The 18,259-nt window shown below is 58.1% G+C and carries 13 protein-coding genes and 4 pseudogenes; 10 read left to right on the top strand and 7 right to left on the bottom strand.

The features are described from left to right. Window positions 1–104 precede the first annotated feature (104 nt). A complete protein-coding gene (locus tag JNO11_RS09550) occupies window positions 105–1,427 on the top strand; it encodes an MFS transporter (protein ID WP_163639373.1) in 1,323 nt (440 codons plus the stop codon). 92 nt (window positions 1,428–1,519) lie between these two features. On the opposite strand, the pseudogene JNO11_RS09545 reads toward JNO11_RS09550, so the two are convergent. Further along, window positions 1,520–2,900, bottom strand: a pseudogene (locus tag JNO11_RS09545) (cytosine permease). Window positions 2,901–3,306: 406 nt separating this feature from the next. Further along, a complete protein-coding gene (locus JNO11_RS09540) occupies window positions 3,307–3,762 on the bottom strand; it encodes a helix-turn-helix domain-containing protein (protein WP_033767222.1) in 456 nt (151 codons plus the stop codon). A 129-nt stretch (window positions 3,763–3,891) separates the two neighbouring features. Here JNO11_RS09540 and JNO11_RS09535 point away from each other — a divergent pair, with 129 nt between their 5' ends. Both JNO11_RS09535 and JNO11_RS09530 read left to right on the top strand, forming a co-directional pair. Next, window positions 3,892–5,103 carry an MFS transporter gene (locus JNO11_RS09535; protein WP_325177241.1) on the top strand — a complete coding sequence of 404 codons (1,212 nt, stop codon included), beginning with the start codon at window positions 3,892–3,894 and terminating at the stop codon, window positions 5,101–5,103. Beyond that, window positions 5,100–5,986 (top strand): annotated as a pseudogene (locus tag JNO11_RS09530) (EamA family transporter). The gene JNO11_RS09535 and the pseudogene JNO11_RS09530 overlap by 4 nt, the downstream one beginning before the upstream one ends. A gap of 16 nt (window positions 5,987–6,002) precedes the next feature. Here the strand turns inward: JNO11_RS09530 and JNO11_RS09525 are convergent. The 4 genes and pseudogenes from JNO11_RS09525 to JNO11_RS09510 all read right to left on the bottom strand — a co-directional run bounded on the left by JNO11_RS09525 (window position 6,003) and on the right by JNO11_RS09510 (window position 10,266). Next, the gene (locus tag JNO11_RS09525) at window positions 6,003–6,635 is read right to left on the bottom strand and encodes a DapH/DapD/GlmU-related protein (protein ID WP_010244979.1); all 633 of its coding nucleotides are present in this window, start codon (window positions 6,633–6,635) and stop codon (window positions 6,003–6,005) included. Window positions 6,636–7,262: 627 nt separating this feature from the next. Next, window positions 7,263–8,564 (bottom strand): sorbosone dehydrogenase family protein, encoded by a 1,302-nt coding sequence (locus JNO11_RS09520; RefSeq protein WP_010670132.1) that lies wholly within the window; start codon window positions 8,562–8,564, stop codon window positions 7,263–7,265. Window positions 8,565–8,576: 12 nt separating this feature from the next. Beyond that, on the bottom strand, window positions 8,577–8,984 hold the full coding sequence (locus JNO11_RS09515; protein WP_010244987.1) for a hypothetical protein: 408 nt from the start codon (window positions 8,982–8,984) through the stop codon (window positions 8,577–8,579). Between the two features lie 165 nt (window positions 8,985–9,149). Continuing rightward, window positions 9,150–10,266: pseudogene (locus JNO11_RS09510) on the bottom strand (ABC transporter substrate-binding protein). Between the two features lie 346 nt (window positions 10,267–10,612). Between JNO11_RS09510 and JNO11_RS09505 the strand changes: the two are divergent. The 6 genes and pseudogenes from JNO11_RS09505 (at window position 10,613) to JNO11_RS09480 (ending at window position 17,066) form a co-directional block, all read left to right on the top strand. Then, window positions 10,613–11,769: pseudogene (locus JNO11_RS09505) on the top strand (mandelate racemase family protein). 123 nt (window positions 11,770–11,892) lie between these two features. Then, entirely contained in the window at window positions 11,893–13,524 is a 1,632-nt protein-coding gene (locus tag JNO11_RS09500; RefSeq protein ID WP_325177240.1) for an ABC transporter substrate-binding protein, read from the top strand. After that, window positions 13,521–14,552 (top strand): ABC transporter permease, encoded by a 1,032-nt coding sequence (locus tag JNO11_RS09495; protein WP_010245000.1) that lies wholly within the window; start codon window positions 13,521–13,523, stop codon window positions 14,550–14,552. The genes JNO11_RS09500 and JNO11_RS09495 overlap by 4 nt, the downstream gene beginning before the upstream one ends. Next, the gene (locus JNO11_RS09490; protein ID WP_010670128.1) at window positions 14,549–15,454 is read left to right on the top strand and encodes an ABC transporter permease; all 906 of its coding nucleotides are present in this window, start codon (window positions 14,549–14,551) and stop codon (window positions 15,452–15,454) included. The genes JNO11_RS09495 and JNO11_RS09490 overlap by 4 nt, the downstream gene beginning before the upstream one ends. Continuing rightward, the gene (locus tag JNO11_RS09485) at window positions 15,426–16,292 is read left to right on the top strand and encodes an ABC transporter ATP-binding protein (protein WP_010245006.1); all 867 of its coding nucleotides are present in this window, start codon (window positions 15,426–15,428) and stop codon (window positions 16,290–16,292) included. Before JNO11_RS09490 ends, JNO11_RS09485 begins: the two co-directional genes overlap by 29 nt. A gap of 9 nt (window positions 16,293–16,301) precedes the next feature. Continuing rightward, the gene (locus JNO11_RS09480; protein ID WP_010245009.1) at window positions 16,302–17,066 is read left to right on the top strand and encodes an ABC transporter ATP-binding protein; all 765 of its coding nucleotides are present in this window, start codon (window positions 16,302–16,304) and stop codon (window positions 17,064–17,066) included. A 53-nt stretch (window positions 17,067–17,119) separates the two neighbouring features. Here the strand turns inward: JNO11_RS09480 and JNO11_RS09475 are convergent, their stop codons facing one another. Continuing rightward, the gene (locus JNO11_RS09475) at window positions 17,120–17,776 is read right to left on the bottom strand and encodes an RpiB/LacA/LacB family sugar-phosphate isomerase (protein WP_325177239.1); all 657 of its coding nucleotides are present in this window, start codon (window positions 17,774–17,776) and stop codon (window positions 17,120–17,122) included. 139 nt (window positions 17,777–17,915) lie between these two features. Here JNO11_RS09475 and JNO11_RS09470 point away from each other — a divergent pair, with 139 nt between their 5' ends. Next, complete coding sequence (locus tag JNO11_RS09470; RefSeq protein ID WP_010245017.1) at window positions 17,916–18,245, top strand: cupin domain-containing protein; 330 nt, start codon at window positions 17,916–17,918, stop codon at window positions 18,243–18,245. Window positions 18,246–18,259 lie beyond the last annotated feature (14 nt).

The raw sequence follows: 18,259 nt of genomic DNA, 5'->3' as shown, positions 1-18,259 counted from the left end.
CAGTGGCCCGAATTCTGTGCTTGTCCGCGGTTTGCCGGATAAATGCCCTTTCCGGCATCAATTTTGCTTCTGCTCTCCTGAGACATTTAATCAGGAGAAGTGAGATGACAACCAGCCGTTACCGTTACACCATATTTTCACTGCTGTTCCTGATCGCCCTGATCAACTACATCGATCGCGGCGCCCTGTCGTTTGCGGCCAACGCTATTGCGGCGGAGTATCACTTCAGCAAAGTCCAGCTCGGTGCCGTGCTGGGCTACTTTGGCTTTGGCTATCTGTTTGGTTCGCTGTGTGGCGGCTTTCTTGCCGACCGTATCGGCACGAAAAAAGTCTGGCTGCTGGCAGGCGTACTCTGGTCGCTGCTGGAGATCGCCACCGCCTGGGCGGGGGAACTGGGCATGGCGCTGTTTGGCGGATCCGCCATTATGGGCTTTGCTGCCCTGCGCATCATGTTTGGTTTTTCCGAAGGCCCGGCCTATGCGCTGATGAACAAGGCGATTGCTCACTGGGCACCCGATAATGAGCGCGGCTTTGCGCTGGGCATCGGCCTGCTCTCGACCCAGGTTGGCGCGCTGCTGACCGCCCCGATTGCGGTGGGCCTGCTGCTGCTGACCCATGACTGGCGCATGATGTTTATCCTGCTCGGTGTTTTCTCCCTGCTGGCGATGGCGCTGTTTGCCCGCACCTTCAGCGACAGCCCGGAGAAAAGTCCAAATACCAATGCCGCAGAACGTCAGCTTATCCAGACCGGTCAGCGCCGCAGCGCGGGCGACAGCGTACCACTGCCCTGGTGGCGCTTCTTTACCAGCCGCACCCTGGTCTGCAACGCGCTGGGCTACTTCTCATTCCTCTACATCACCTTTACCCTGGTGACCTGGATGCCGAAATATCTGCAGGATAATTTCCATTACGACCTGCACTCACTGTGGTACGTCGCGATGATCCCGTGGAGCGGCGCCTGTATCACGGTGCTGCTGGGCGGTCGCATTGCCGATGCCCTGCTGGCTCGCTTCCGTAATCTGCGTCTGGCGCGCAATCTGTTTGCCGCCGTCACGCTGTGCGGCACCGCCTGCTGCTTTATGGCGATCCCCTATGTGCAGTCGGCTGCCGGGATTATTGCACTGATGACCCTGGGCAATGCGCTGAATGCACTGGTAAACAATGTCTACTGGTCGGTGGTGATTGATGTCACCCCTAAAGCGTCGGTGGGTACCTACAGCGGCATGACGCTGGCGATAGCCAATCTGGCAGCGATTATCTCTCCGATGCTCTGCGGCTGGCTGGCGGAATATTACGGCTATAACGCGATGTTTACCGTCACCGCACTGATCGCCTTTGGCAGTATGCTGGCAATGACACTGCTGCAACCGGAGAAGCCGCTGGTGGCCGAGGCGCAGACCGGCGCAGCGGACGTTTCTGCCGCCTGATCTTAAAAGAGGATTTCCTGACACGCGGGTGTTCACACACCCGCGAAGAGTGACACTCCCTGAAAGGCAGCCGCTCAGGCGGCCTGACCTTGTTATTGGGCGGGATAAATTGACTGTTCGGGGATGCCCCGACGATCCCAGCGGCTGGCGATCAGCCATAACAGTGCCGTCGCAAACCAGCCGATGATCCACGAGACATCATTACCGGCAAAAATCCAGGTCAGCGATCCATGGTGCAGCGGATTATCGATAAACGGCAGTTGCACCAGCACGCCCAGAAAATAGACGGTAATACCGGCCAGGTTCCAGCGTCCATAGCGTCCGTCCGGCTGCGACAGTGCCGGGACATCAACCCTGCCCCTGGTGATCAGATAGAAATCGGTCAGGCTGATCGCGCTCCACGGCACAAAGAAAGCCAGCAGAAACAGCAGGAAGTGGGTGAAGGATTTCAGAAAGGCCGGTTCACTGAGCAGAGCAATGACGCAGGCCAGCGTAACCATAAGCACCACAAACAGAATGCGCCCACCCTGACTCAGCGTGGTTTGCTGACGGAAACCAGAGACAATGGTGGTCAGTGACATAAAACTGCCGTAGGCGTTCAGCGTGGTAAACGTGATTTTTCCAAAGCAAATGGCGAAATAAATCACCATGGCCATAGTCGCCGTGCTACCCATGCTCACGATGTAACCGACCTCATTGCCTGCAAACGCACTTCCGGCAATGGCAGCGACAATCACCCCCCAGCGTCATTGACGCCTGCGTGCCAAGTACGGTGCCAAAAAAGACTGAACTGAAGAGTTTCTTCGCAGAGGCATCAGCTGGCAGATAGCGTGAATAGTCAGAGACATAGGGACAGAAGGCAATTTGCCAGGATGAAGACAGGGAGACCGCCAGCAGGAAATTTGCCGGGGTAAAGTGCTGATTCTGCCACACGGCTGATAAGTCATGCGCAGAGAACAGCGTGATAAACAGATAAGCAAAGGCTAAAACGCCAATGACGCTCGCCAGCTTGCCCAGTTGATGAATCACGCGATAGCCCAGCACCGCAATGATCACGATGAGGGTGCTGAACAGGATCATCCCGGTTGAATGACTGACATGGATAAGTTTAGCCAGCGCCTGCCCGGCTAATACTGTCCCGCTGGCTGAAAATCCCACATACATAATGCACACCAGCACCAGAGGAATAACAGCACCAAACACGCCAAACTGCATACGGCTGGTGATCATCTGCGGTAAACCCAGGCGCGGGCCCTGGATCGCATGCAAAGACATGATCGCTGCACCCAGAATCTGCCCCACCAGTAAGCCGATAAGAGACCACACGACGTCTCCACCCAGCACCACGGCCAGCGCACCCGTGACAATAGCCGTGATTTGCAGATTGCCACCAAACCAGAGCGTAAACTGGTTAAAGGGATGACCATGACGTTCACCCAACGGGATGTAATCAATGGAGCGGGTTTCTGACAGGCCCTGTTTCTCTGAGCCTGAATAATCTGATACAGATGATTTGACCGACATAGATTCCTCGCTGGAACAGTGAGAGACGTGTTGACTGAAAGCGTGATTTGCCCAATCCAGGGTTGAGAGCACATGTCTATACAAGCAGCGATACTGTCATGCGCATCGGGAAGTTACAAGGCAACCGGTCATTGGAAAATGTGATGATATCGACAGGCCGGTCATGATGCGGGGCAGGAAAGGATGAGGAAGCGCGGGGACCTGTTTCCGGGGATAACGCCCTTACGGCGGGGCGTAAAACGGGAGTGAGGTATTTTGGTCGATCACCGCTACAGGCGACAGCGATGATCGGGTAACGCGTACGATGTCAGGCCTGCCAGTCTCAGAGTGTGCGGAAGAGGAAAAACCCTGACGGTTACCCTTCAGCCACCACCCGCTGACGATGACAGTCGGCCGGTTCCAGTTTTTGCCCCTGTGAAGAGATAACCTCCAGGCGTGGCAGCGGCTTTCCTTCCGCATTATCCAGCAGCACGGAGTGGGTTTCGCCCTTCTCAAACAGGTAACGCTCGCCCCACTGGCGCATCGCGACCACAACCGGAAACAGCGAACGGCCTCTTTCGGTCAGGACATATTCGCTGTAGGCGCTGCCGTCGGAGGCAGGCGCAATCTCAAACACCCCTATCTCCACCAGCTGCTTCAGGCGTGACGCCAGGATATTTTTCGCCAGCCCCAAATTCCGCTGGAAGTCACTGAATCTGCGGACGTCATCAAAGGCTTCACGCACGATCATCATGCACCAGCGCTCACCTATCGACTCCAGGGTTCTGGCGACCGGACACTCGCTGGTTCTCAGGGATTCCTGCTTAGCCATGCTCTTCTCTCACGCTGCCTTTCTCATGATGGCAGTTTAGCCACTCCGAAAAGAAGTTGCAAAAAAAAACCATCCCGGTTAAAGATATCGCCAATCCAGTTTCAAATAAAAACCAGAAAGGAAAGCAACATGACCTGTACGATTGGCAAGGCGCGTGATCCTGAAGCCGATTCGCCCCCAGCCGCGATCCCGGTGCTCTCGTCCCGGATGATCTTTTTGTTCTCACTCACCTCTGCGCTGGCGGTCGCCAATGTTTACTCAGCACAGCCTCTACTGGAATCGATAGCCGCCAGCCTGCAGGTTTCCACCGGCACCATTGGCACAGTGGTAACGGCCACGCAGAGCGGCTACGCCCTCGGGCTGATCTTTCTGGTGCCGCTGGGCGACTGCGTGAACCGCAAAAAACTGGTGATTACCCAGTTGCTGCTTTCCGTGCTGGCGTTAATCACTGCTGCGGTTGCGCCAGACCTGATGACGCTGCTCTGCGCAATGCTGTTGGTGGGATTAATGGCGGTGGTCACGCAGCTAATGGTGGCGTGGGCCGCCATGCTGGCATCGCCAGAACAGCGCGGACAGGTGGTGGGTAGCGTGACCAGTGGCATCGTGATCGGCATCCTGCTGGCGCGGTTTGTTTCCGGGATGATTGCTGACCTGGCGGGCTGGCGGGCGGTCTATCTGACGGCTGCCTGCCTGTTACTCCTGATCTCGCTCATCCTGGCGAAAGTGCTGCCCGCCACAGCAGGTCAGACGCGGCGCACATCTTATCCTCACCTCTTACTGTCCGTTTTCCGTCTCTTCCTCACGGAACCGCAGCTGCGCAGACGAGGGATCCTGGCGCTGCTGATTTTTGCAGCCTTCAGTATGCTCTGGTCTTCGATGGTACTGCCACTTACCGCCCTGTCACTGTCACACACCCAGACCGGGATGTTCGGCCTGGCCGGACTTGCCGGTGCGCTGGCGGCCTCCAGAGCAGGCGCATGGGCTGACCTGGGCCTGGGGCAGCGTGCCACCGGCTTAGCCCTGGCGTTGCTGACCTTCTCCTGGCTGCCGATAGCTGCGCTTCACACCTCGTTACTGTTGCTGATTTTCGGGGTGATCCTGCTCGATTTCGCCGTCCAGACGGTACATGTGATTAATCAGAGCCTGATCGTGGCCGCCCGACCCGAGGCGGCAAGTCGTCTGGTGGGTGCCTATATGTGCTTTTACTCGCTGGGCAGTGCGCTGGGGGCCATCGCCGCCACTCAGCTTTATACACACTGGGGATGGCAGGCTGTCTGCTATGCCGGTGCAGCGGTCAGTGCCTCTGCCTTGCTGTGCTGGTCAGGAGTTCGTCACTCATGAAATTAACGCATCTGCTGCTCGCCGTCATGATCACCGCCATCTGGGGGGGTTAACTTTTCAGTTATCAAGCTCGGCCTGCAGGCGGTCGACCCGTTTATCCTGGCAGGTATCCGCTTTACGCTCTGCGCCCTGCCAGCGTTGTTCTTTATTAAGAAACCGGACGTGCCGTGGCGCTACCTGATCAGCTATGGCCTGGTCTTCGGGATTGGCCTGTGGGGTCTGGTGAATCTGGGGATTAAAACCGGACTGTCGGCGGGCATCGCCTCGCTGCTGCTGCAGTTCAGCGCCTTCTTCACGCTGCTGCTCGGTGGCTGGGTATTTAAAGAGCGTCTCAGCCGCTATCAGATCGCCGGTTGTGCGCTGGCCTGCGCCGGTCTGCTGAGCATTTTTTTCATTACCGATGGTTCGGTGACGTTTTCCGGCATGCTGCTGGTGCTGGCAGGCGCGGTCGCATGGAGTATTGCCAATATCATCAATAAAAAAAGCGGGCACCCGGCAGGTTTTTGCTTTTCTGGTCTGGTCGAGCGCCTTTGCACCCATTCCACTCTTCCTGCTGGACGGGCTGGTCAATGGCAGCGCGGGCTATCACGCACTCTTCACTCAGCTGGATGTGAAGGCGGTGTTGTCGATACTGTTTCAGGTCTATCCCAATACCCTGCTGGGCTACTGGGTGTGGAACTGGCTGCTGAAACACTATCCGGTTTCAACGGTCGCGCCACTGTCGCTGCTGGTACCGGTGTTCGGCATCCTGGGTTCAGTGGCGATATTTGGCGAAACGGTTTCACCTCAGAAAATCGCCGCGCTGCTGCTGATCGTCGCCGGACTGGCCGTCGGGCTCTATGGCCAGCGGGTTGTGCGCTATTTCGGCGTACAAACCGGCTGACGGCGCCGTGGGGTGGCTATGCACCGTGCCGCTGGCAGAACGCTTCGATGTCACCGTGCTGAAAATCGGGCAGATTCGCCAGCAGTTTCTCCAGCGGCCAGTTCCACCAGGCAATGCGCTGGAGACGGGCGGCGATAGCCGGTGTAAAGCGCACCCGCAGTGGCCTGGCCGGAACACCGCCCACGACGCTGTAGGGCGCGACGTTTTTCGTCACGACTGCACCCGCAGCCAGCACCGCACCATCACCAATGGTGACGCCAGGCAGCACAATTACGCCGTGACCTATCCACACATCGTGACCGATTATCACCCGATCGGCGCGACGGGCGGAAAAGAAGCCCTGATCGCGCCGGGCGTCGGGGTGGTAATACTCCGGGCAGTAGGTAAAGCGATGCTGGGAGGCGCGGTCCATGGGATGATTCGGCGCGCCAATGCGTACCTGATTAGCAATGGCGCAGAAGCGCCCCACCTGGGTATCGGCCAGGCAGCAGTGTTCACCGACATAGGAGAAGTCACCCAGCTCGCTATATTCCAGCGTGCTGTGCGCCAGGATCTCACACTGCTGACCCACAGTGGTTTCGCGCATCTTCACACTCTCATCAATCCAGGTGTGCGCTAATCGGGCGGGCATAACGGCGGCAATGGACATAAAACTCCCGGTCTGGATAAGCAGCGCCCCGGCGGCGTGCTTTGCCGCACCACCTTACCCGCCTCCGATGACAGAGAATTGACAAAGAAAAAAGGCGGAGTGGTTAGCTCCGCCTTGTTTCAAGTTCCGGTTAACCTGCGTGACCGGTCAGTTGCATAAGGGCAACGATGATCTGCAAGATGACCCGGATAAGATCCAGAATCAGCTTAGTCAGTTCCATCACTTTCCTTCTCCTTTTACAGGAGCGCGCTGTTCGGCAACCAGGGCTTTGACTCTACCCGCCGGGCGCCTAAGCACATCTTTGTGGAGAGAGCTGAGCGGCACTCATGGTTAAAGCCACAGGCCAGCACCACCTGATGCCTGCCGGGATTTTAAAACCGTGCCCCCGGGAGCGGCCAGTCGACAATGAGGCGATGCTCAACACTCAACACCTGTATAAACATACAGCATTTTGGCGAAACTTGAAATCCTTAGCCGCACATTTTACAATCTTGTTTGTGGAGAGTGCTGAGCACCTCGTTCGCAGCGCGGTTACCAGCCGGGTAGCGAACAAAAAATAAAGGATTTGGCGAAATGCCAAATCCTTTTTTTTATGCCTGCTTTCTGCTTAAAAAAGCAGCGCAATGCTTACTTCGCGGCGCTGATTCGCCACACGGTATTACCCGCATCGTCAGCAATCAGGACACCGCCCTGTTTGTCGCTGGCCAGGCCGACCGGTAATCCACGCACCTGCTTTTCGTCGTCCGTCAGGAAGCCCGAGACCACCGTCTGCGGCTGACCCACCGGCTTGCCGTTTTCAAATTTCACCCACACCACTTTGTAGCCATTCAGCGGCGTACGGTTCCAGCTGCCATGTTCACTGATAAACGCACCGCCCTGGTATTGCGGCATGTTATCTGCGCCGTAGAACAGCAGCCCCAGCGGAGCGACATGCGAACTCAGGGCATAATCAGGCTTAATCGCTTTCTCAACCAGATCGGGACGCTGCGGTTCGGCACGGGTATCCACATGCTGACCAAAGTAGCTGTAGGGCCAGCCATAGAAGCCTTTGTCCTGCACTGAGGTCATGTAGTCAGGCACCAGATCGGAGCCGATTTCATCACGCTCGTTGACGATGGCCCACAGTTTTCCGCTCTGCGGTTCCCACTGTAAGCCGGTCGGATTGCGCAATCCGCTGGCGTAGATCCGGCTGGCACCGCTGGCCGCGTCCACTTCCAGCACCGCGGCGCGGCGATACTCTGCGCCAATGCCGTTCTCGGTGACGTTACTGTTGGAGCCGACACCCACATAGAGCTTGCTGCCATCGGGGCTGGCCAACAGCGCTTTGGTCCAGTGGTGGTTAATCGGCCCACCCGGCAGTTCCGTCACCTCTTCAGGCGCGGTGCGGATCTCCGTCTCCCCTTCGCGATAGGGGAACTTCACCAGGCTGTCAGCATTCGCGACGTAAAGGGTATTGCCAATCAGCTGCATACCAAACGGCGAGTGCAGATTCTCAATAAAGCGGTGCTGCTCCCATTTGCCATTGACGTTGCGCAGCAGCGTAATCCGGTTGCCGCCAGCGCCGCCCTTACCTGACGCTTTCTGCACAATGCCCATAATCAGCTGTTTAGGCCGGGTGGTGGGTTTGGCCGGGCCGTTGGATTCCGCCACCAGCACATCGTTATTCGGCAGCACATAAACCTGACGCGGATGCTGCAGATTGTCAGCGATCTTTTCGATTTTCAGCCCGTCAGCCACTTTTGGCATTTCGCCCGCTTTCCATGGCGTGCCTTCCGGCACCTGCATCGGCGGCATAAAGAAGTTCTGTGCCTGCGGCAGTTCAGGATTCGGTCCGATCTGCTTCTGCGGATCGACCAGCGCACCATCATCACAGCCTGCCAGCAGTGCTGTCAGGGTAAGCGCGAGCAACGTTTTATGCGGTATCTTCATGGTGGCTCCTCCTTAAGCGCTACGCTGACGTAACGCAAGTTGCACATTCGCCAGCAGCAGCAGCGCTACCACCAGCGTCGAAAGCGTCACGCCCAGCGGGATGACAGCGGCGGCATCACGGCTGTGAATAAACGCATTGACGATAGCGATCACAATCGCCACCAGCCAGAGCCAGAAATGACTCTTTTCCGCACTGTCACTGCCGCGGAACAGATAAACCAGCGCGATGAGTCGCGGCACAATCGCCAGTATCAGTCCCAGCGCAATCAGCCAGCCTGCGGCATCCGTCCAGAACAGCACAAAGGTCTGGCTATAGAGAATATCGAACAGCCAGGCCGCGACAAAAAAGCCCAGCGGCACCGGCTCCAGCAGAGCGTACAGCGTCACGGCAAAGGCCGATCTTCCCAGGGTATTGCGCATGTTTCTCTCCATTTTTAACGTGAATGCGGACCGCGTCAGACGTCGCGCTGCTCAGAGCAACTGACTCCGCGCCTGTAAAAGATTAGTAAATCTGAAGAGAAACAGAGGGTTTATTCGGGAGGAATTGCAAATCAGGCGGATGACGTCCCTGTCATCGCCGGTCAGTCAGGGTTTATCAGCGGGTAAAGTGACCCAGTATCCTGGCTGATAAGGCAGCGGCAGGAACTTCTCGTGGAACGTGCGGAAGGTGGCGTCCGGATCCAGATCGGCAAACAGATCGGGATGCAGCCATTTCGCCAGCGCCTGGATAGCCACAAACTGGTAAGGGCTGTCGTAGAACTGATGCCAGATGGCGTGGACATTGCCGTTGTGCGCCACCGGCAGGGTTTTAAAAGCATCGCGCATCATCAGCCCCTTAAGACGCGCGGTAGCCTCGGTGACATTGGCACCCGGACCGACGCCGACCCATTTGCCCACGGTATTGTAATTCTTCCAGTTAGCGCCGGTCACCACCACCACATCCGGCTGGCTGGCGATAATCTGTTCCGGGTTAACGGTGCCGAAGGTGCCAGGGATCAGATCTTTAGCGATGTTACGACCGCCCGCAATCTCGACCATCTGACCAAAGTTTTCATTGCCAAACGACATGCAGCACTCGTCGCTGTAGCCGCCTGCACGGTCAATCATCACTTTCGGGCGGTAGCCGGTAAAGTTCTTCAGACGCGAGGTGACAAGGTCAATCTGCTGCTGGCGGAAGGTGATAATTTCCTGGGCACGCGCCGGTTTGTTCACCAGTTCGCCCATGATGCGGATACTTTTCTCCGCATTCACCATCGGCGCTTCGCGGAAATCGATAAACACCACCGGCACGCCTACTGCCTGCAGTTTTTCAATCAGCTTGCCTTCATCGGTGGCGGCTTTGGATTCCAGATTCATCAGCACCAGATCGGGCTTCAGGGTTAACGCCTGCTCGACGTTGAAAGTGCCATCTTTCGCCCCGCCAAAGGTCGGTAATTTTTTTAATTTCCGGATAGCGTTTTTCGTAAGCCTGATAACCGTCCCAGTCCGCTTTCGGGAAGTCGTCACGCCAGCCAATCACCCGTTTAAATGGGGCATCAGTATCAAATGCCGCCAGCAGATACATCTGACGGCCCTCACCCAGAATGATGCGTTTTGCCTCCTGCGGCACCTCGACCTGACGGCCTGCGACATCGGTAATCAATTTGGCCGAAGCCGTCCCTGCCAGCGTGAGCAGCCCCAGCGCTAAAAACCATTTTTTCATTGTAAAAACCCGCACAAATGATAATGAGAATTATTAATGTAAAGCGGCGTTACTATCACCTAAAACAGGGGTCAGGGGAAGTCATCCGGTTAAATGTTTTTTGCGGCGGGGTTAACTGGCGGAGTTTCGCTCAAAGAGATCCCTTAAGAGGAAAAAGCGCAGCGTGTCGCTGCTCACAAAACGGTCAGCTTTCGTGAATATGTTCACAACACCCTGGGCAGTTGCACACATATTAGCCATTAATCGTATCGTTTTGGCTAATGCGTTAATGAATTGTGAAGGCTAGATTGAAAATGAAACAGCGTTTTAATAATTCATCAGGACAGACTGCCACAGGAGCTTAACCGTGAAGATCAGCGCCATTGATGTCACCCTTTTTTACCTATCCCACCCAGCGTTGCGCCGACAGCGCCGGGCACTCCCACCCTGGCCCGGAAAATGATGCGCAGATGGCGCTACTGACCCTGACCAGCGAGGAAGGCGACTGTGGTTACGCCTTTGCGCCGCCGGAAGTGGTGCGATCCCATGTGGTTAATGCCTTTTTCCGCAAAGTGCTGATCGGTCAGAACGCCTTTGACCGGGAGCGTCTTTGGCAGGATCTGGTGCACTGGCAACGCGGCAGCGCCCATCAGCTCACCGAGCGGGCGCTCTCCGCTGTGGAGCAGGCATTGTGGGATCTGATTGGACGGAAGCTGAAACAGCCTGTCCATAAACTGCTGGGCGGCTATCGCGAGAAGATCCCGGCTTACGGCAGCACCATGTGTGGTGATGAGCTGAGCGGTGGATTATCAACGCCGGATGAGTATGCGCAGTTCGCGGAAAAGCTGGTGGCGCGCGGATATCAGGCGATCAAGCTACATACCTGGATGCCGCCGGTCTCCTTCGCCCCCCAGCCCGGCGATGGATATCAAAGCCTGCGCGGCGGTGCGTGAAGCGGTGGGCCCCGATATCGCGCTGATGCTGGATGGCTACCACTGGTACAGCCGCAGTGACGCGCTGACCATCGGCAAGGCGCTGGAAAAGCTTAATTTCGCCTGGTTCGAGGAGCCGATGGAGGAAGAGAGCATGGCCTCTTACGCCTGGCTGGCCGAAAACCTCTCTATCGACGTGCTTGGTCCGGAGAGCCTGGGCGGTAAACATCACAGCCGCGCCGACTGGGTGCGTGCCGGAGCCTGCGACATTCTGCGAGCCGGTGCCAACGGCGTAGGCGGCATCTCGCCCACCCTGAAAGTGGCGAATCTGGCTGAAGCCTTTGGCATGGATTGCGAAGTGCACGGCAACGGTGCGGCCAGCCTGGCGGTGGTCGGGGCGATCCGTAACTGTCGCTGGTATGAGCGCGGCCTGCTGCATCCCTTCCTGGATTATGAAACACCGCCCGCCTACCTCAACAGCCTGATCGACCCGATGGACGATCAGGGATTTGTCACCCTGCCCACCCGCAGCGGGCTGGGTGAGGATATTAACTTCAGCTGGATTGAGACGCACACGCTGAACCGCTGGTAAATCGCACTACCGAAGTACGGCAAACAATAATAACCCCGTCGCCCGCCTGCTGCCTGCCATCCCGGTGGTCAGCAGCAGGCAGAGTCGTAAACGGGAAAACCTCTGACCTGCTGGACTTTACCTATGACCCTGACACAACGATGTGGCGCGTGGCTGATCACGCTGCTGGTGCTGACGGGCAGCGCGTCAATCCAGGCAAAGACCCCGGATGACCAGCTGATCGTCGGCATGAATATGAATAACCTGCTCACCCTGGATCCGGCTGCTATGACCGGCAACGAGGTGGTCGGCATTGTCGTGAATCTCTATGACGGACTGGTCGAGCTGAACCCGCAGCAACTCACCGAGGTGCGCCCGGCGCTGGCGGAACGCTGGTCAGTCAGTCCGGATAACCGCACCCTGACTTTTCACCTGCGCGACAACGTCAGGTTTCACTCCGGCAATCCGCTCACCAGCGCCGATGCGGTCTGGTCGATGCGGCGGGTGCTGCATCTGAACCTGGCGCAGGCGTCGGTGTGGAAATCGTACGGCTTCAGCCGCGACAACGTAGCCCAGATGATTACCGCACCCGACGACCGCACGCTGGTGATCACCCTGCCGAAGCCTAACGATCCGCAACTGGTAATCTACTCGCTGGCGGCGCTGGGCAGCATGGTGGTGCTGGACAGCAAAACCGTGCAGCAGCATGAGGTGGATGGCGACTGGGGCAACCGCTGGCTCACCACCCATGAAGCGGGCTCCGGCCCGTTCCGGCTGGATGTATGGCAGGCAAAAGATGTGCTGCGCATGAGTCGTGCGGCCGATTACTGGCGCGGCGAGGCGAAGATGTCGCGGGTGGTGTTCCGCCATCTGCAGGAGTCGCAGACCCTGCGGCTGATGATGGAGAAAGGCGATCTGGATATCGCCAGCAACATGGCGATCCCCGACGTGCGCGCCCTGCGGCACGACCCCGACCTCACCATTGATGCGGTAAGAAAAGGAACGATCTACTACCTGGCGATGAGCATGAAAGATCCGCACTTCGACAATATCAAAGTGCGGGAGGCGGTACGCTACCTGGTCGATTATCAGGGCATCAATAAAAGCCTGATGACCGGCTATGGCGAGCTGCATCAGCGCCCGATTCAGGCTGGCATGCCCGCCACGCTGCCCGATCCCGGTTACCGGCTCGATGTGCCGCGCGCCCGCGCACTGCTGGCTGAAGCGGGTTATCCGGATGGATTCGACACCACGCTGCGGGTGCTGGCCGATCAGCCATTTCTGAACATCGCCATCGCGGTTCAGTCGACGCTGCTCCAGGGCGGGATCCGCGCAAAAATCATCACCGGCACCGGTAACCAGATCTATGGCGCGATGCGCGATCGCCAGTTCAGTCTGCTGGTCGGGCGCGGTGGCAGCGGCGTGGAGCCGCATCCCCACTCCAGCCTGCGTGCGCTGGTCTATAACCCGAATAATGCTGACAGCGCCCGGCTGACCAACTTCCAGGGCTGGCGCACCGGTTTCTACGACGCACAGCTCAACAGCATGATCGATCAGGCGCTGGTGGAGCGCGACAAGACCCGCCAGCAGCAGGCCTATTACGCCATCCAGCAGCGCTATGACCAGCTGGTGCCTGCACTGATGCCGATTTCACAAATGCTCGACTCCGTAGTGGTCAGCAACCGGGTGCAGGCTTATCAGCCGCATCCCTCAGCGACCACCTTCCTCCGCGATGTCTGGAAAACCCCTGAAGCCAAAGCGGGAGGCGCCCTATGATCCTGACCCTGACCCGAACTCAGTGCCGCCGCATCAGCCATCGTGCGGTGCAGGTAGTGATTACCCTGTTCGGCCTGCTGCTGCTGACCTTTTTTATTGGCCGGGTAATGCCGCTGGATCCGGTGCTGGCGATTGTCGGCCCCGATGCCGATCAGGCCACCTATCAGCAGGTTTATCACCAGCTCGGCTTTGATAAACCGCTGTGGGTGCAGTTTGGCATCTACCTTAACGCGCTGCTGCATGGCGATCTCGGCCATGCGCTGCTCACCGGTCAGCCGGTGGTGCATGACATTGTGCGCGTCTTTCCGGCAACCGTAGAGCTGGCCACGCTGGCGATTGTGATTGGCGCAGGACTGGGCGTGCCGCTGGGTGTGCTGGCGGCGGCGCGTCGCAACAGCGTCATCGACTATGTGGTGCGGATGCTCAGCCTGGCCGGTTACTCCACCCCAATCTTCTGGGTCGGCATGATTGGCCTGCTGCTGTTCTATGCCCATCTCGGCTGGGTCGGCGGCGCAGGTCGGGTGGACTTCAGCCTGGATGGCATCGTGCCACGTCGCACCGGCTTTATGCTGATTGACGCCCTGCTGGCGGGCAACAGCCAGGTGTTCTGGAATGCGCTGAATCATCTGGTGCTGCCCGCCTCGCTGCTCGGCTTTCACTCCATGGCCTATATCAGCCGCATGACGCGCAGCTTTATGCTCGCGCAGCTGTCGCAGGAGTTCATTCTGACCGCGCGGGTCAAAGGCCTGACTGAATGGCAGGTGATCTGGCAGCACGCCTTCCGCAATATCCTGGTGCAGCTGCTGACCGTGGTGGCGCTGGCCTATGGCTCGCTGCTGGAGGGCGCGGTGCTGATTGAAACCGTCTTCTCCTGGCCCGGCTTTGGCTCCTACCTCACCGGCAGCCTGATGCTGGGCGATATGAATGCGGTGATGGGCTGTGTGCTGGTGGTGGGCCTGATTTTTGTGCTGCTTAACCTGATCTCCGACCTGCTCTATCAGGTGTTCGATCCGAGGACCAAAGTATGACGATCTCTTTTGACGCTGCGTCTGTGAGTCATTCCCGTGAGCGGCTGGTGCGCTGTCAGCGTTTTGCTGCCCGCTGCGGCTATTTCCTCTGGCGCATGGCCTGTAATCCCCTGACCGCGATTGGTGGTGGCATAGTGCTGGTGCTCTGCATCGTGGCGCTGTTCGCGCCCTGGATCGCGCCGTATCACCCGCTGGTTCAGGATCTGAACAATGCGCTGACGCCCCCCGGCGCGGCCCACTGGTTCGGCACCGACGAGTTTGGCCGGGATATCTTCAGTCGTCTGGTGTGGGGCGCACGCATCACGCTCTACATCGTGCTGCTGGTATCGGTCACCGTCGGGCCGCTGGGCCTGCTGCTGGGCGTCACCGCCGGTTATTTTGGCGGCAAAGTCGACGGCGTGCTGATGCGCGTCACCGATATCTTTATCTCCTTCCCGAGCCTGGTACTGGCGCTGGCCTTTGTTGCCGCGCTGGGGCCGGGTCTGGAGCATGTGGTGATCGCGATTACGCTCACTGCCTGGCCACCCATAGCCCGTCTGGCCCGCGCTGAAACGCTGTCGCTGCGTCAGGCGGACTTTATCTCGGCGGTGCGCTTACAGGGCGCGTCGCCGTTGCGGGTGCTCTGGAAGCACATTATTCCGCTCTGCCTGCCGTCGGTAATTATCCGCATCACCATGAATATGGCGGGCATTATCCTCACCGCCGCCGGGCTGGGGTTTCTCGGGCTGGGCGCGCAGCCGCCGGATCCGGAATGGGGCGCGATGATCGCCAGTGGCCGCACCTACATGCTGGAGTGCTGGTGGGTGGTGACCGTTCCCGGTCTGGCGATCCTGATTAATAGCCTGGCATTTAACTTCTTAGGAGATGGCCTACGTGACCTGCTCGATCCCCGCAGTGAGTAACGCCTCGCCGTTGCTCGACGTGCGCGATTTGCACGTGAACTTTGTTAACGGACGCCAGATAACCCCGGCGGTGCGTGGCGTCTCCTTTCAACTCGGTCAGGAGAAGCTGGCGATTGTCGGTGAGTCCGGCTCCGGTAAATCGACCGTGGGTCGCGCCCTGCTGCAGCTGCATCCGGCTAAGGCGCGCATTGAGGCGAGCCGGATGCAGTTTGGCGATATCGACCTGCTGCACGCCAGCCCGGCAGAGATGCGCGCCATTCGTGGCAAACGCATCTCGATGATTATGCAGGACCCGAAATATTCACTGAATCCGGTGATCCGGGTTGGCGAGCAGATTGCCGAAGCCTGGCGCAGTCACCATCGCGGCCAGAAATCGGCGGCACGTCAGCGGGCGCTGGCGATGCTGGAGGAGGTGCAGATCCGCGATCCTGAACGGGTATATCAGCTCTATCCCCATGAGATTTCCGGCGGTCAGGGGCAGCGCGTGATGATCGCCATGATGCTGATCACCGAGCCGGAACTGGTGATAGCCGATGAGCCCACCTCTGCGCTGGATGTCTCGGTTCGCCTGCAGGTGCTGGCGCTGCTGGATGATCTGGTGAAAGCGCGCGGTCTGGGACTGATTTTTATCAGTCACGATATCAATCTGGTGCGCAGCTTTTGCGATCGGGTGCTGGTGATGTATGCCGGGCGCGTGGTGGAGTCGCTGGCCGCCAGCGAGCTTGACCGCGCGCAGCATCCCTACACCCAGGGACTGCTGGCAGCACTGCCCGACCTTGATCGGCGGCGCACCCGTCTGCCGGTGTTACAACGTCACGCCAGCTGGCTAACTGACTAAGGAGTTACGATGATTGAGGTAAAAAATCTCAACCTGAGTTTCGGTGAAGAGGGTCGCCGTAATCAGGTGCTGTTCGACGTCAGCCTGCAGGTTAAACAGGGTGAAATCTTCGGACTGGTCGGTGAGTCGGGCTCGGGCAAAACCACGGTGCTGAAGTGTCTGGCGGGCCTGTTTAATCACTGGCAGGGAGAGCTGACCATTGATGGCCAGCCGCTGGCGCACCGCATCGATCGGGCGCGCTGCCGTCAGGTGCAGATGGTGTTTCAGGACCCTTATGGCTCGCTGCATCCGCGTCACACACTGGGCGATATTCTTGAAGAGCCATTACAGATTCAGGGTATCGGGCAGCGCCAGCAGCGCGTCGTGGCAATGCTGGATAAGGTCGGGCTGAATCGTGCCTGGCAGACGCGTTATCCGCACCAGCTTTCCGGTGGTCAGCGTCAGCGCGTGGCGATTGCCCGGGCGCTGATTTTAGAGCCGCGCGTGCTGCTGCTGGATGAGCCGACCTCCGCGCTGGATGTTTCGGTGCAGGCGGAGATCCTCAATCTGCTCAGCGATCTGCAGCAGCAGGAGAACCTGACCTATCTGATGGTGACGCACGATCTCGGCGTGGTGGCGCACCTCTGCCATCGCGTGGCGGTTATGCAACAGGGCAAGGTGCTGGAGACGCTGGATGTGCCGACGCTGGTGGCCGACCGCGCCGCGATGCCCTACACCCGGATGCTGGTAGAGGCGAGTCGTCATTACAATCCGGCGCTGGCGCAGCAGAGCTGACGTTCAGCTGATGTCGGGAAAGAGAGAATAAAAAAAGGCCGGTCAGACCGGCCTTATGACCCCGGATGCGTTAGTGGGTCAGCTGACGCAAAAAAAGCGACGATTTCCTGATTTTTGCCATGCTCAAACAGACACTGCTGGAAGCGTGGGCCACTAACGGCAGTACGCACCAGTTCAGGGTCGATGGCGCGCAGCGTGTCGAGGTAGTTTTCTTTGATCACGGCAGCTTTGACCTGATTCAGCAGACCGGCATTACGCACCTGCGGCTCTTTACGCTCTGGCGGATAGCCATTGCCCTTCTCGCCGGTGAAGGCTTTTTCAAAGATAAAGCGCAGGTTAAGTTCAGCGCCCCAGCCAAAGCCTTTGGCGAACGGCAGAGATAAGGCATTACCGTTGTTGATCTGGGCAAACAGGTAGGCATCCGCCGGATCGATACAGTAGCCGCAGACGACGCCCGGGTGAATGTTAAGCGACATCAGCGCGCCCTGCCCGGTGCCGCAACCCGCGACCACGAAATCCACAGCCTGGCTGTTGAGCAACACGCTGGCCTGAATGCCGAGGTGAATATAGGTCAGGTGGTGATCCTGCTCATCGCTCATACCGACGTTGAAGACCTGATGGCCCAGTGGCTGTGCGACGCCTTCCAGTTCTTTCAGCACGGTAACGTTTTTAGCGGCCTGGCTGTTTTCCATCATTAACGCGATTTTCATGATCTACCCTTATAAATTAATTGAAACACCGTTTCATTTTAGTGAAAAACCACTAAAGTGCATAAACTAATTCACCCGAGTGCTGTGAGATCCATCACAAAACGGTCACCGCAGCAGGGGCAACCGCAGGAGGATTGCGATGTTTATCTACCATAAAGAGCGACCACTGGAAGATCTGGGCAACGGCGTGACCCGCCGCGTGCTGGCGTACGGCGGCACCATGATGGCGGTAGAAGTGATTTTTGAGAAAGAGGCTGTCGGCCCGCTGCATCACCATCCCCACGAGCAGCTGACCTATGTGCTGAGCGGACGTTTTGCCTTCACCATCAATGGTGAAACGCGTGAGGTGGGCGCAGGAGATACGCTCTATAAAGCGCCCAATGTGGTTCATGGCTGTGTCTGTCTTGAGGCGGGCACATTACTGGATACGTTTACACCGCAGCGCGAAGATTTCCTGACCGCTAAATAGTGCATGCGGCCCGG

The sequence above is a fragment of the Pantoea sp. 1B4 genome (assembly GCF_016925765.1).
In the GTDB taxonomy this organism is placed as follows: Bacteria; Pseudomonadota; Gammaproteobacteria; order Enterobacterales; family Enterobacteriaceae; genus Pantoea; species Pantoea agglomerans.
This window is presented reverse-complemented; position numbering and strand designations above follow the sequence as displayed.

Excerpts from the sequence above, each read along its gene's own strand:
- JNO11_RS09550 (WP_163639373.1), top strand. The coding sequence starts at position 105 with ATGACAACCAGCCGTTACCGTTACACCATATTTTCACTGCTGTTCCTG.
- JNO11_RS09540 (WP_033767222.1), bottom strand. The coding sequence starts at position 3,762 with ATGGCTAAGCAGGAATCCCTGAGAACCAGCGAGTGTCCGGTCGCCAGA.
- JNO11_RS09535 (WP_325177241.1), top strand. The coding sequence starts at position 3,892 with ATGACCTGTACGATTGGCAAGGCGCGTGATCCTGAAGCCGATTCGCCC.
- JNO11_RS09525 (WP_010244979.1), bottom strand. The coding sequence starts at position 6,635 with ATGTCCATTGCCGCCGTTATGCCCGCCCGATTAGCGCACACCTGGATT.
- JNO11_RS09520 (WP_010670132.1), bottom strand. The coding sequence starts at position 8,564 with ATGAAGATACCGCATAAAACGTTGCTCGCGCTTACCCTGACAGCACTG.
- JNO11_RS09515 (WP_010244987.1), bottom strand. The coding sequence starts at position 8,984 with ATGCGCAATACCCTGGGAAGATCGGCCTTTGCCGTGACGCTGTACGCT.
- JNO11_RS09500 (WP_325177240.1), top strand. The coding sequence starts at position 11,893 with ATGACCCTGACACAACGATGTGGCGCGTGGCTGATCACGCTGCTGGTG.
- JNO11_RS09495 (WP_010245000.1), top strand. The coding sequence starts at position 13,521 with ATGATCCTGACCCTGACCCGAACTCAGTGCCGCCGCATCAGCCATCGT.
- JNO11_RS09490 (WP_010670128.1), top strand. The coding sequence starts at position 14,549 with ATGACGATCTCTTTTGACGCTGCGTCTGTGAGTCATTCCCGTGAGCGG.
- JNO11_RS09480 (WP_010245009.1), top strand. The coding sequence starts at position 16,302 with ATGATTGAGGTAAAAAATCTCAACCTGAGTTTCGGTGAAGAGGGTCGC.
- JNO11_RS09475 (WP_325177239.1), bottom strand. The coding sequence starts at position 17,776 with ATGAAAATCGCGTTAATGATGGAAAACAGCCAGGCCGCTAAAAACGTT.
- JNO11_RS09470 (WP_010245017.1), top strand. The coding sequence starts at position 17,916 with ATGTTTATCTACCATAAAGAGCGACCACTGGAAGATCTGGGCAACGGC.